This window comes from Neokomagataea tanensis (genome assembly GCF_006542335.1).
Classification (GTDB): domain Bacteria; phylum Pseudomonadota; class Alphaproteobacteria; order Acetobacterales; family Acetobacteraceae; genus Gluconobacter; species Gluconobacter tanensis.
In genome coordinates this window covers 2,012,656-2,026,367 of the sequence record NZ_CP032485.1, presented here as the reverse complement: position 1 = coordinate 2,026,367, position 13,712 = coordinate 2,012,656, and the positions used below count along the sequence as shown (strand labels likewise).

The 13,712-nt window shown below is 52.8% G+C and carries 9 protein-coding genes; 6 read left to right on the top strand and 3 right to left on the bottom strand.

All coding sequences use genetic code 11. The annotated features are described in order from the left end of the window. The first annotated feature begins 157 nt into the window (after positions 1–157). Positions 158–2,287, top strand: a complete 2,130-nt coding sequence (locus D5366_RS09175; RefSeq protein ID WP_141493217.1) for a TonB-dependent siderophore receptor — start codon at positions 158–160, stop codon at positions 2,285–2,287. A 145-nt stretch (positions 2,288–2,432) separates the two neighbouring features. Further along, on the top strand, positions 2,433–3,191 hold the full coding sequence (locus D5366_RS09170; protein ID WP_141493216.1) for an AIM24 family protein: 759 nt from the start codon (positions 2,433–2,435) through the stop codon (positions 3,189–3,191). Positions 3,192–3,246: 55 nt separating this feature from the next. Here the strand turns inward: D5366_RS09170 and aspS are convergent, their stop codons facing one another. From aspS to D5366_RS09155, 3 genes are all read right to left on the bottom strand, one after another. Then, positions 3,247–5,043 carry an aspartate--tRNA ligase gene (gene aspS / locus D5366_RS09165; RefSeq protein ID WP_141493215.1) on the bottom strand — a complete coding sequence of 599 codons (1,797 nt, stop codon included), beginning with the start codon at positions 5,041–5,043 and terminating at the stop codon, positions 3,247–3,249. A gap of 144 nt (positions 5,044–5,187) precedes the next feature. Further along, positions 5,188–6,732, bottom strand: coding sequence for an FAD-dependent oxidoreductase (locus D5366_RS09160; RefSeq protein ID WP_141493214.1), 1,545 nt, complete (start codon positions 6,730–6,732; stop codon positions 5,188–5,190). A gap of 120 nt (positions 6,733–6,852) precedes the next feature. Further along, complete coding sequence (locus tag D5366_RS09155) at positions 6,853–7,611, bottom strand: DUF2076 domain-containing protein (RefSeq protein WP_141493213.1); 759 nt, start codon at positions 7,609–7,611, stop codon at positions 6,853–6,855. A 321-nt stretch (positions 7,612–7,932) separates the two neighbouring features. Between D5366_RS09155 and D5366_RS09150 the strand changes: the two genes are divergently transcribed. The 4 genes from D5366_RS09150 (at position 7,933) to glyS (ending at position 13,641) form a co-directional block, all read left to right on the top strand. Then, positions 7,933–8,304: a DUF2946 family protein gene (locus D5366_RS09150; RefSeq protein ID WP_141493212.1), complete on the top strand. Its 372-nt coding sequence runs from the start codon at positions 7,933–7,935 to the stop codon at positions 8,302–8,304. 124 nt (positions 8,305–8,428) lie between these two features. Beyond that, a complete protein-coding gene (locus tag D5366_RS09145; RefSeq protein ID WP_141493211.1) occupies positions 8,429–10,534 on the top strand; it encodes a TonB-dependent receptor in 2,106 nt (701 codons plus the stop codon). Between the two features lie 169 nt (positions 10,535–10,703). Continuing rightward, complete coding sequence (locus D5366_RS09140) at positions 10,704–11,594, top strand: glycine--tRNA ligase subunit alpha (RefSeq protein ID WP_141493210.1); 891 nt, start codon at positions 10,704–10,706, stop codon at positions 11,592–11,594. Next, the gene (gene glyS, locus D5366_RS09135) at positions 11,587–13,641 is read left to right on the top strand and encodes a glycine--tRNA ligase subunit beta (protein ID WP_141493209.1); all 2,055 of its coding nucleotides are present in this window, start codon (positions 11,587–11,589) and stop codon (positions 13,639–13,641) included. The genes D5366_RS09140 and glyS overlap by 8 nt, the downstream gene beginning before the upstream one ends. Positions 13,642–13,712: the final 71 nt, after the last annotated feature.

Here is a 13,712-nt window from a genome sequence, read left to right as displayed (position 1 = left end):
TTTTAAAAAACATCAAAACAGCAAAATTTATATTCGTATACCATCTTTCAGTTACCTTTTGTAATTTGAAAATAATTTCAGAAAATGTTTTAGAGCATGAAATTCAGAATTAATCGCAAAAAGAAGTCGGGTTCTGACCCGCATAGGACACAAACTCATGCGCCTACGTTTCGCCCTGCTTATGGGCTCTATTTTATGCTCACAACATATTCACGCTGAAACAAAAACAACTAAAAAAAATAGCGAAAAATCCCAGCATTCCGCCGAAAATATCACGGTTCATGGAACGCGCTCCTCACTTCTCGCTACAAGCAGTTCATCAGCAACAAAGACCCACACACCGCTAGAACTCACGGCACAAAATATCACCGTGATTACACAAGCGCGCATGTCCATGCTGAACAGCCGGTCACTTTCAGAAGCTGTGCGATACTCCGCTGGCGTTTCTGACTACGGCTCGAAAGACGATCCGCGTGGATATTTCGGTACTATCCGTGGTTTTACCCCCGATATCTATCTTGATGGAACACGCACACCCAACGCGGCCACGGCACAATCTCTAGCGATTGAGCCTTGGGGCCTCGAAGAAATGGACGTCCTGCGCGGTGCGACTGCCGCACTATACGGCTCCGGTCAGCTCGGCGGTATTATCAATGCCGTAAGCAAGCGCCCCCACCTTCAACAAAAAGATACGATTGCCATCCAAACTGGCTCCTATGGGCGCATCCAAGGTGCTACCGATATTGGAGGCACCCTCAACAAAGACCACACATTGCTCTGGCGCTTTAACGGTCTCGTCAGAAAGTCGGACACATACGCAAAACACATCTTAAACAACGAAATATTTGTTGCGCCGTCCCTACGCTGGACACCTAATCGCTCAACGGACTTCACTTTCCTATCGAGTTTTGAGCAACTTGATGCTGGCTCCACAGCACAATTCCTACCTGCTCAAGGCACGCTCCTCCCCAGCCGTTGGGGACAAATCTCAAAAAGCATGCTCACCAGCGATGCTGCTTATGACGTTTATTCAAAGCGACAGGTAACAGTTGGCTACGCATTACGGCATGAATTTGCCCCCGGTTGGTCAATCAACCAAAACATGCGTTACGCACATCTCGACCTGCTTTACCGTTTTGTCACCACCAATGCTCTATCGTCAGACCAGCGCAGCATAACGCGTCAGGCGCTTTTGCAGTCGGGCAACTACAACACCGTAACGCTCGATACGCATGCCGAAGGCCATGTACTCACTGGGCCAGTCAAACACACCCTTCTCTTCGGTGTTGACTTCCGCAGCGATTTTACAGCCTTACGCCGTGGTCAGGCCACAGCACCAAGTCTTGACCTGTATAACCCAGTTTACCGCCAAATCACTTGGCCCACATATGCAAGCCGGATAAACACGAACGCCACAGCGACGCAAACCGGGCTTTACGCGCAAGACCAAATTGACTGGAAGAACTTCTACCTCACAGTCTCAGGCCGTGAAGACTTTACCCAGAGCTTGACGGTCGATAACAACGCCACCAAAAATGCGAGCACCAACCAAAAGAATAATGCCTTCACGGGGCGCGCCAGCTTACTCTACAAAACACCTTTTGGTCTGTCGCCTTATGCCGCGTATTCTACGTCCTTTCAGCCGCAAATCGGCGTGACGCGCCTTAACACAGCATTCGTCCCTACACGCGGCAGGCAAGTAGAAGCCGGCATAAAATATGCCACGCCAAGCAATGCGCGCTGGGGTAACCTACTCATAACAGCCGATGTCTTTAACCTCGTTGAAAAAAACGAGCTGATGTCTGACCCTGTGGATTCAACTTACAGCATTCAGGTCGGCCAGCAACGCTCGCGCGGCCTTGAGCTAGAGGCTGTTGGACGCATCCCCGGTGCAGTCGACATTATTGCGTCCTTCACTACTCAGTCTACGACAATTACACACTCCAGCGTGGCGGCTCAGATTGGCCAACGCCCGGTGGCGGTCCCTGCACACATGGCATCGCTTTTCGTAAAGCGCGATGTACAGCTCACACCAGCATGGAAGGCTGGTCTGGGAAGTGGCTTCCGTTATACGGGCAACACAGCAGGCTCCCTACCTGCAACGTTCAACGTGCCAAGCCAGCTTGTTTGGGACATGGAAGCACACGCGGATTACCGCAATTATCGCGTGCAGCTCAACGGCACCAACATGGCTAACCGCAAATATGTAGCCATGTGTACACGTTCTGTAGCTTGCTCGTGGGCACCGGGTAGAGCGATGTTTGTTACCCTATCTGCCGGCTTCTAAGCGTATTTTAAGTACGCTTACGCCCCGCTAAACATGCGGGGCGTTTTGTTTATTAGGCATTTTTTATAATAGAGGTGACAAATGTCACTTCTATTCAAAAGTTTTCAGTTCTAGCGTTGTATCATTACAAAAAAGGAATGATACGATGCAAAGCAAAATTGAGGGAACCACGCTTCCAGTCTTGAGTATTCGGATAGACCCAGGCGAACGCCTCTTCGCGGAGACGGGCGAACTATCATGGAAAACACCCAACGTTTGCCTTCGGACGACGACCTCTGGTGCAGGTAATAGCGGCTTCTTAGGAGCTATCTCCCGGGCACTGGCTGGGGGCGGCCTCTTTATGACCGAATTTTTTGCTGAAAACGGCCCGGGAATGGTATCTTTTGCAGCTAAAATCCCCGGACAGATTGTCGAACATACTGTTGATAATTCAACAAGTTACATGGTTCATCGCCATGGCTACATGGCCAGTACAGACGGTGTCCGGCTCGACCTCGGCTTCCAGCGCAAACTCGGCGCCGGAATTTTTGGTGGTGATGGTTTTCGCCTACAGCGTATTTCCGGCTATGGGCAGTTTTGGACCATGCTCGGTGGAGAGATTATTCCCGTTGACCTCGGCCCCGGCGAACAACTCGACGTACATCCCGGCCATGTCGGTATGTTCGAAGAGCGTGTAAATTTTGATATTACAATGTTACCCGGCATAAGAAACAAAATTTTCGGCGGTGACGGCTTCTTCATGGCACGTTTAACCGGCCCCGGACGCGTTTGGCTGCAAACCCTAACTATGCCTAATCTGGCACACGCGCTTGCTCCCTATATGGGGGTAGAAACCGCAACTGAAGCCGCGGAGGTGAGCGGTGTAGCCGGGGCAGCCTCACTCATCGGGCGAATGTTTGAATAAAAAAAGCGCGGCCTTATTAAAGGCCGCGCTTCTTAACTAGCGTCTTGTCCTAGCTTTATTTTGACAAAGCTGGCTTTGGCTTTGGAAGATCAAGCGCAAGGCTCAATTCCTTCAAACGTGCAGGCTCGACCGTTGCCGGTGCCTCCATCATAAGGTCCTCACCGCTTTGGTTCAGCGGGAACAAAATAACTTCACGGATGTTTGGCTCATCTGCCAGCAGCATTACGATACGGTCCACACCCGGAGCAGCGCCGCCATGTGGTGGCGCACCGTAACGGAACGCATTCAACATGCCACCGAACCGCTCTTCAACCACCTCCGGGCCGTAGCCAGCAATTTCGAACGCCCGTAGCATCACTTCAGGCAAATGGTTACGAATAGCGCCAGACGACAGCTCCACCCCGTTACAGACAATATCATACTGATAAGCATTGATCGTGAGTGGATCCTGCGTGTTCAACGCATCCAAACCACCTTGAGGCATTGAGAATGGGTTGTGGGAGAAATCCACCTTGCCCGTTTCTTCGTTCAATTCGAACATAGGGAAGTCAACAACCCAGCAGAACCGGAAAGCATTCTTCTCAATAAGGTCTAGCTCGGTGGCAACCTTTGTCCGTACGAGACCTGAGAACTTGGCAACTTCGTCACCTTTACCCGCTGCGAAGAAGACAGCATCGCCAGCTTTCAGGCCACAGACTTCGCGAATTTTCTCTACACGATCTGCCTCAAGATTCTTGGCAATCGGTCCTTTTCCACCATTTTCTTCGAAAATAATGTAGCCCAAGCCACCAGCACCGTTTTCACGCGCCCAGCTGTTCAGCTTATCGAAGAAGCCACGTGGACGGTCCCCTGCCCCGGGAGCCGGAATAGCACGAATTTGCCCGCCGGAGGCTGCAATTTTAGCAAACAGACCAAAACCTGAATCGGCATAAGCTTCTGTCACGTCGCGCAGAATGAGCGGATTACGTAGGTCAGGTTTGTCTGAACCATAATCGCGCATCGCGTCTTTGTACGGAATGCGCGGAAATGCGCCGTCAGTAATCTTCCAGCCTTCAGGTGTAAACTCTTCGAACAACCCTGCCAGAACTGGCTCCAGAACGCCGAAAACATCTTCCTGAGTAGCGAAAGCCATTTCGAAATCGAGCTGGTAGAATTCACCCGGGCTACGGTCAGCACGTGATGCTTCATCGCGGAAGCAAGGCGCAATCTGGAAGTAGCGATCAAATCCAGCAACCATCGCCAGCTGCTTAAACTGCTGTGGAGCCTGCGGCAAAGCATAGAATTTGCCGGGGTGCAGACGCGCAGGCACGAGGAAGTCACGCGCTCCTTCAGGGGAGGACGCGGTCAGGATTGGTGTTTGGAACTCTGTGAAACCTTGCTCGGTCATGCGGCGACGCATGCTCGCAATGACTTGGCTGCGCAACATGATGTTGCGATGCATCTTGTCACGGCGCAGATCGATATAACGATATTTCAGGCGCATTTCTTCTGGGTAATTTTCCTGCCCAGCAACCTGGAAGGGCAGTACCTCTGCGTTAGAGCGCACTTCGATTGATACTGCACGCACTTCGACATCACCTGTCGGTAATTGCTCGTTACGCTGCGCACCCTCACGAAGTATGACCTGCCCCGTAACGGTGATGACACTCTCAACGCGCAGGCGCTCAACTTTTTCCAGCAGTTCTGGACCAGAAGGGACCACAATTTGTGTGATGCCAAAATGGTCGCGTAGGTCGATAAACAACAAGCCGCCGTGATCGCGCTTGCTGTGAATCCAGCCAGAAAGGCGGACCGTCTGTCCCGCATCTGCGGCTCTCAGAGCGCTGCAATCATGAGTACGATAAGGATGCATGACAAACCTCACTAAACTATCTGGCGGCAAGCGCCCTACGTCAGAACAAAACAATTCCGCGCAGGAAGCCGGTGAGCGCCCCTAATGTCAAGTATTGGAGCACACTGAAACGCACGTCCGGACTTTTTCTTACCGTTGAAGCACCTAGTTTTGGGCATCAGCTTTCAAAAAACCCTCAAAATCCACCGCAGCCCGAGCCAATTCAGCTGCGTGCCCTGCACCGGCTAATGCGACCGGTCGGTCCCCCTGCATGTAAGTCGCCAAGAAATGAAAACCTTTTATGTCCCCAACAAGGCGGACAGAGTCAAAAGCCTCACCCCAGCCCAAGACCTCAATTTTCTTGCCAAATTGCTGCGTCCAAAACCATGGCACAGGCAAGCGCCCCCCTTGCCCCAACATTGACAGCGCCGCTTGCCGTCCCTGAGCCTGAGCATGGCGCCAATGCTCTATACGATATGTCTTTCCCTCATAGCGCAAAGCTGAGACATCTCCAGCGGCATACACTCCAGGCGCGGCTTCCATGGCTTGATCCACCACGATTGCTCCCTCAGAATCTCTGTCCAGCCCTTCTATCGTTTCGGCTGCAGGAACAACGCCTGCGCCCATCAAGATGAATGCCGCCGGGAGGCGCATTCCATCGCTGAGTTTTATGCCCTCAGCGCGCCCTTTCCCGTAAATTTCGACAACATGCGCGTCCGTCACAAATGCCACGCCATTATCTTCATGCAACTGACGCAAGCGCAGACCGATTTCACGCCCCAAATGGCGCTCAAGGGGAATTTCCGAAGGTGTGACAATAGTAACGCCAACACCGCGCTGCCTGAGCAAAGATGCGACTTCAAGCCCGACAAAACCAGCACCGACAATCGTTACAGCCTGGTCGTCTTTTACTTTCGCAGCAATTAACTCTGCATCACGCTCACGATGCAAAGCAAAGACACCTTCTAAATCTTCACCCGGAATACCCAAATGCCGCGGGAGTGAACCTGTCGCAATCAAGACATGGTCCCCAAAAAGCTCTACATCATTCGCTAGCACGGCCATTTTTGTAGCCGGATCGAAAGAGCGCAGCTTTGCGTGTACGACATTAATATCGTGCGTTTTATAATAATCTTCTTCCCTCAATACTGGTGCGCGAGCGGAAGCATCATCACTGAGCAGTACGGTCTTGCTCAAAGCAGTGCGGTCATAGGGTAGGTCTTTTTCTTCAGTCACCATCGTAATAGTGCCTGCAAAACCTTCCTGCCTTAACGTTACCGCAGCTGTCACGCCTGCAGCGCCTGCCCCCAAAATCAAGACATGCTCATCACCGTTAAGTTTTTGAGGAGTTTCTCTTTCTGCGGCTTTCAAACTAACCTTTACCCGCCCCTCACGCACAATAACCGGAAAATATTGTAGCGGATCAAGCGCAACAGGCTCCCGCAAACGCCCATCTGCAACGTCGAAAACAGCCTTATGCCAAGGGCACACGACTACCCCTTCCCCTGTCTCGGTGTGGCAGAAAGCACCTTGCTCCATAGGAGCATTCTTATGGGGGCATTTTCCTTCCAAGGCGTGGACTGTCTCACCGTCCCTTACCAAGATCAAACTTTGCCCTTCGATCGAAAATGATTGGATTTTGCCATTTTCCAGATCGGCGAACGCCGCGACATCATGGAATTTTTGCGCATTCTCGACAGAACCAGACATACCGCCCCCATTTACACTTCTTCAACGCTAACCCTCAAACGCATTGAATCCCGCATAAGTTGAACATAAAAAAAGCCGCCCGGTAATGCACCGGGCGGCTAGCAAGTCCGTCAGGACCTACTAGAAACTGTCATCGAAGTTATTGCCGCCGAAATCACCGCCGCCAAAATCAGAGTCTGAAAACCCGCCGCTTGCGTCCGTCCCGGAACCACCAAACGGATCCTGTCCAGAGTCGCCGTAGTTATTGTTGATGATTGTTTCGCCGCCGCCGAAGCCGCCACCATCTTGGCCCCAGCCGCCGCCATGGTGGTGATCACTGAACAAGCCTTCCAGCGCATCAGCCGCCATCATACCGCCAGCAACACCTGCCGCCGTGGTAAGAGCAGAGCCCAAAAAGCCCGATCCACCACGCTGGAACATTCCTTGCTGATAGCCCGGCGGATAACCGTATTGCTGTTGAGGCGGCATTTGCTGCGGTGCCTGCGCCCCCCAGCCCGGCGGGGGAGCTGCATTTTGCTGGCGCGCACCGCCACCAAAAAGCCCACCGAAGAAGCCGCCACTGCCAGAGTTGCCGCGCTGTTGTGCCTGCGAAAGTTGTGCCTGAGCCTGTTGCAACTGGAATTCCAGCTGGCGGATACGGTTTTGCGCTTGCGCTAGAGCGGCTTCCTGCACAACCGCCATCTGCGTAACGCGGTATCTCGCTTCGGGGTAGCGTTGGAAATTATCGGCAATAAACTGATCTGCCTCTGGGTCAACTGGAGGCAAAGCGGGTGTCTGCTGCTGACCGAAAGATCCAAAGGCACCGCCTTGCTGCCCCTGCGCTCCACCACCAACACGTGCAACAAAGCGAGAAATCAGCTCACGTTCTTCATTGTTCATCGTCTCAGCCCTTCCAGACGAGATATCATTCACTCTTGAAAATATGATGCACTCACCCATTTCCGGCAAGGCCCTGCACCAACCATACCGTCGGAAATGTTCTCCACCGCTGCGGCGAAGGTACATAAAAGACTAAAACAGCCCTGTATTTCGTCAATTTAAACTAATGTTAAAAATATATCTCGAAGTCTTTACAATTTAATAAAATAATTCTTTAAAAAACTTCAACGAAATTCACACCCCGTGGAAGAAAAACTGTTAAACGCCGCATCACGCTCTATAAGTAAACTAACAAAACCCCTGTTCAGGTCGTTCATTCTTTTGAGCATCTTGGTCGGGCTTAGCGGCCAATTAACGCTTCAGACGCAATCCTTACCTGACGAGTCACCAAAAGCCACCCTTGAGCGCTTGACTGGTGTACGTATTGGACCCCAAGCATCGCCCATGGCTGCGCACTGCATGGCTAACATGGCGCTCACATCCATGCGCCAAGGCCATCAACAACACACTAATTCCTGCCCTTTGTGCCCATTATTGCATTTACCAGCAATTATCCTCGGGTTGGCGATCATCGCCTTACTCATCTCCCTTTTACAATTTGCCACAACCTACGCACCACCAGCGCAACAAAATAGCCCCGCCCGCTCTCCGGCATTTCTTCCACCGTCAACGGGGCCGCCGACCTTCGCCTGAAACACGCTCCAGCAGATTAAGCGCGATCCGCAACCGCATTCGGTCTGTTCTGACTGACTGAATGCGAACACCTAGCTCGCGCTTTTTTCTGGTCATAGTCCGTTTCCAGAAGGTCAATTGAACCATGATTTCCATTATCGCACGCCGCCTTTCACGGTGCGCGCTGCTTGCTTGCGGCTGCACCATTCCAACTCTGCCAATCCCCGCTTATGCGGCGGATGTGCAAGCCCCCACTCAAGAAGAACTCATCACAGTCAACGCTGCGCGTCACCGCATCAATAGCGCCGACACCACAGACCTACTACGCAATGATCTCGGTTTCAGCGCATATTCTGCTGGTGGCATATCCGCTCTCCCCGTACTGAACGGCATGGCCGATGATCGGATCGCAACATTTATTGACGGAATGCGCCTCTCTGCAGGCTGCCCCAATCACATGAACCCCGCCATGTCCTATATTGATCCGGATGCAGTTTCATCTGCGTCAGCAATAGCAGGCATTACATCTGTAAAGGACGGGGGAGACAGTACTGGCGGCACAATCAGTATTACCCGCAAAGCACCTGTCTTTTCCAAAAGCTCCAAACTGCTTATTACAGGCGAAGCACGGGGCACTTACCGCAGCAATGGCGGAGGCTCAGGCGCTTCTGGATCAATCACCGTCGCAAATGACTGGATTAGTCTGCGCTATACGGGGTCCTATGCTCATGCAAGCAATTACCACACAGGCGGAACAGAGCGCCAAGTTCTTTCAACGAGCTACCTCACCTTTAACCACGCCGTGATATTGGGCATCAAACACGAAACTCAAACTTTTACCCTTACAGCTGGCCAACAAGACACGCCTTACGAGGGCTTTCCCAATCAATATATGGACCTCACCAATAATCGCTCCACATTTGTGAACGGAAAATACACCAACACATTCCACTGGGGCACAGTTGAAGCTAACGCGTTCTGGCAGCGCGTCTCACATGCGATGAATATGCTTTCAGATAAAGGCGGCCACAGCGAGACTGAAGGTATGCCGATGAATACAGACCAAAGAACGGCTGGTTATTCGCTAAAAAGTACAATTCAACTCAGCGCCTCACACACCATCGGCATAGGCAGCGCTTTTGAACATAATGGCCTCAATGATTGGTGGCCGCCTTTGCTGGCCAGTATGATGATGGGGCCTAATACATTCCACAACATCAACCACGGTCATCGCAACCATCTCGGTCATTACGCCGAATGGAACGCACACTGGACATCACGCCTCTCAACAGAACTCGGCCTACGCAGCGACATCATCATGATGAATACCGGGCCAGTATCTCCGTATTCATGGGTAGGGATGATGAATATGGCGGACGCCATGGCAGCAAAACGTTTTAACACTCTCGACCGCAGACGAACTGATTACAATTTCGATATCACTGCCCTTGCCCACTGGAACGCATCAGACATGTTTTCCATCGAAGGCGGGTACGCGCGCAAAACCCGCTCTCCTAATCTCTACGAGCGGTACGCATGGGGGCGCGGTGCTATGACAATGCAAATGATCGGCTGGTTTGGTGACGGGAACGGCTATGTCGGCAACCCAAACCTAACCCCGGAAATTGCCAATACCATCAGCACAACACTCCATTGGCACGACAAAAGCGGTCAACTCTGGGAGTTGCAGTTTCAACCCTACTTCACCTACACGCACCATTATATAAACGTTACGCCCTTAACCACGCTCTCAAATGGCCGCCGTACTCTCATTTTTGCAAACCACGATGCTCAAAGCTATGGCATAAACAACAACGCTTTTATCCAACTATGGAATACGGACCATTACGGCAAAGCTGTATTCCATGCCCATTTGAATTGGGTGCGCGGACAAGACCTCGTCACACATGCGGGCCTATATCAACAGATGCCGGCAAACGGCTCTCTGCGCTTTCAAGAAGCCTATGGCGCTTGGAGTGCCTATACCGAACTCACACTGGTCAAAAAGAAAAGCACTGTCGATTTACTCCGTGGCGAACCTCATACACCCGGATACGCTCTTCTTGATTTCGGTGGCACCTACCATTGGCGCGCCTTCACGCTTGAGGGCAGCATCGAAAACCTGATGAACCAGCATTATTTCCTGCCACTTGGCGGCCTGTCTTTCGGGGACTATGACCATACGGGCTTTCTATCGCCTCTTCCCGGCCTAGGCCGCTCTTTTAACCTCAGCCTCAGCGCCAAGTTCTAATAATCGGCTATTTTTTGGAAATAATGTCTTTGAGGTTAGAGGCAGCACTAGGTGTGCGCCTCTGACCATATCTAGCCAAAAGGCTGAAACCCACCGAAGCACTCTTTCGGTTTTGCCCCTTCCCCTGTAAGGTAAGGGCCATTTTTAGCTTACTTCGGAGCCTCTCGCCTTGTCCGACAATCGGCCGCTCTGTTTTCAGGATCTCATCCTGCGCCTTCACCGTTTCTGGGCAGAGAAAGGCTGTGCCATTCTCCAGCCCTACGACACCGAACTTGGGGCTGGCACACTGTCCCCGCACACCACGCTGCGCGCCTTGGGCAACACGCCGTGGTCTTGCGCCTATGTGCAGCCTTGCCGCCGCCCCTCTGACGGCCGATACGGTGAAAACCCAAACCGCCTTCAGCATTACTACCAATACCAAGTCCTGCTGAAGCCAACACCGGAAGATAGCCAGCAACTGCTTCTGGAAAGTTACCGCGCCATAGGCATTGATCCCGATAAGCACGATATCCGCTTCGTGGAAGATGACTGGGAAAATCCTACCATCGGCGCGTGGGGCCTCGGCTGGGAAGTATGGTGTGACGGCATGGAAGTCACTCAGTTCACCTATTTCCAGCAGGTCGGCGGCATTCCAACCGTCATGCCCTCAACAGAGTTGACCTACGGGCTGGAACGTCTGGCAATGTATGTTCAAGGTGTCGAGAATGTTTATGACCTCGACTATAATGGCAAAGGCCTGAAATACGGTGACGTCTTTCTGCGCGCGGAAAAAGACTACTCACGCCATAACTTTGAACTTGCCAACACAGACATGCTGTTCGCTCACTTTAAAGATTGTGAGGCAGAGTCCATGCGCCTAGCAGAAGCTGGCGTCGCGCAACCTGCTTTTGATCAGTGCCTGAAGGCATCCCACCTGTTCAACCTGCTTGATGCACGCGGCGTCATCTCCGTGTCTGAGCGCGCCTCTTATATCGGCCGTGTCCGTACGCTCGCTAAAGCATCCTGTGAAGCATGGCTAGCTGGTGAAGACGCAGCCGAAAAGGACAAAAACAATGGCTGAATTTTTCCTTGAGCTCTTCTCCGAAGAAATTCCCGCTGGCGCGCAGGAAAAAGCCGCAAATGACTTGTCCTCCCTGCTTACAACAGCGCTGAACGGCCTCAACCCATCCAACATCCGCACTTATTACGGCACACGCCGCATCGCTATTGCGTTGGACGTCGATGCCGAAATTCCTGCACGCACACTCTCTGAACGCGGACCACGTGACGGCGCACCTGAGAAAGCCCTTGCCGGTTTCACACGCAAGCATGGCGTGACGCCCAACGATTTAACGTTGGAAAATGGCTTTTGGGTGCTTAATAAAGACCTCCCACCGGTTCCCGCATCACGCCGTATCGCAGAAGCGTTGCCGGACCTGCTGTGGAAATTCCCTTGGCCTAAATCAATGCGCTGGGGTAACGGCTCCCTCTTTACGTGGATCCGCCCTCTCCGCCGCATTACATGCCTGCTTGACGGCTCCCTTGTTGAGTTTGACTTAAGCCGCGACGGGGACGACGCGCACGGTCTGCGCTCAGGCACACAATCCGAAGGCCACCGCTTCCTCTCCCCTGAAGCCTTCACCGTCACATCCGCATCCCAGTGGCTTAGCAGCCTGACCGAGCGCTCTGTTATCGTCGATGCAGAAGAGCGTCGCACCATGATCCGTGAAGGCGTTGCTGCACGGGCAGCAGAGCATGATGCGCTCATTGTTCAAGATGAGGGCCTGGTCAACGAAGTCGCTGGTCTCGTCGAATTCCCAGAAACGTTGATTGGCAAAATTGATGATGCCTTCATGGACCTCCCTCCGGAAGTCATGCAAGTCTCGATGCGGATCAACCAGCGTTACTTTGCACTTCGCACCAAAGAGGGCAAAGCAGCACCGCTCTTCGCATTTGTTGCCAACCTGCCTTTTGCCGATAACGGCGCCCTGACTATCGCAGGGAATGAACGCGTATTGCGCGCTCGTTTCGCTGATGCCCGCCACTTTTGGGACCTTGACCGCAAAACGCCATTAGCTGAACGCGTCCCAGCTCTTGATGCCGTAACGTTTCATGCCAAACTGGGCACACAAGGCGCACGCGCGCAACGCATATCAAGCCTCGCCGGGAAAATCGCCCAAGCCATGGGCCTTGACGCTATCAGCATCGCACATGCTGAGCGCGCGGGCCTTCTGTCAAAAGCAGACCTGACCGCTGGCATGGTAGGCGAGTTCCCGGAATTGCAGGGCGTGATGGGCGGATATTACGCCGCGCATGACAACGAAGCACCAGCCGTGGCTCAAGCGATATCCGAACATTACCTCCCACGCGGGCAAGCAGACGCAACAGCAACAGCCCCTGTTTCTATTGCGGTGGCTCTCGCTGATCGCTTGGACCTGCTGGCAGGCTTTTTCGCCATTGGTGAAACACCAAGCGGCTCCGGAGACCCATATGCCCTCCGCCGCGCCGCACTCGGTGTCATCCGAACTATCCGCGACAATGCACTGCGCCTCGATCTAATAGCGCTCATTTCTGAAGCTGCGGCGGGTCGCGAGGGTGAAACACTCAAAACTCTGCCGGCCTTCATCGCTGAGCGTCTACGCGTACAACTTCGCAGCGAAGGTGCACGTTACGATGTTTTGGCTGCAACACTGGCTGACGGCTTGGATGGGGACCTTGTACGTCTTCTTGCGCGTACAGACGCCCTCTCCGCCATGATCCAGTCTGAGGACGGAACAAACCTTCTGGCCGCCGCAAAGCGCGCAGCAAATATCCTTCGTATCGAAGATAAAAAAGACGGCCCTCACACTGGGGAGCCTGACGCGTCGCTTTACACCCAAGACGAAGAACGCGCTCTAGCAGCAGCGCTTAGCTCGTCACTATCCGAGACTAAAGCAGCCCTTGAGGCCGAGAACTTCACACAGGCAATGCAATCTATCGCGGGCTTACGTCCCGTGTTGGACCGTTTCTTTGACGCCGTGATTGTAAACGCTCCGGAAGCCGATGTTCGGAAAAATCGCCTACGCCTTTTGGCAACATTCCGCGCAACCACCGGGTTGATTGCTGACTTCAGCCAAATCGACGGCTAAACACCAAGGCACCCTCCCCATAATTGTGGCAGGGTGCCTATCGTTCAAAGCAGATAGACTATCGCCTTCCT

Coding starts and splice junctions, on each gene's coding strand:
- D5366_RS09175 (WP_141493217.1), top strand. CDS start 158: ATGCGCCTACGTTTCGCCCTGCTTATGGGCTCTATTTTATGCTCACAA.
- D5366_RS09170 (WP_141493216.1), top strand. CDS start 2,433: ATGCAAAGCAAAATTGAGGGAACCACGCTTCCAGTCTTGAGTATTCGG.
- aspS (WP_141493215.1), bottom strand. CDS start 5,043: ATGCATCCTTATCGTACTCATGATTGCAGCGCTCTGAGAGCCGCAGAT.
- D5366_RS09160 (WP_141493214.1), bottom strand. CDS start 6,732: ATGTCTGGTTCTGTCGAGAATGCGCAAAAATTCCATGATGTCGCGGCG.
- D5366_RS09155 (WP_141493213.1), bottom strand. CDS start 7,611: ATGAACAATGAAGAACGTGAGCTGATTTCTCGCTTTGTTGCACGTGTT.
- D5366_RS09145 (WP_141493211.1), top strand. CDS start 8,429: ATGATTTCCATTATCGCACGCCGCCTTTCACGGTGCGCGCTGCTTGCT.
- glyS (WP_141493209.1), top strand. CDS start 11,587: ATGGCTGAATTTTTCCTTGAGCTCTTCTCCGAAGAAATTCCCGCTGGC.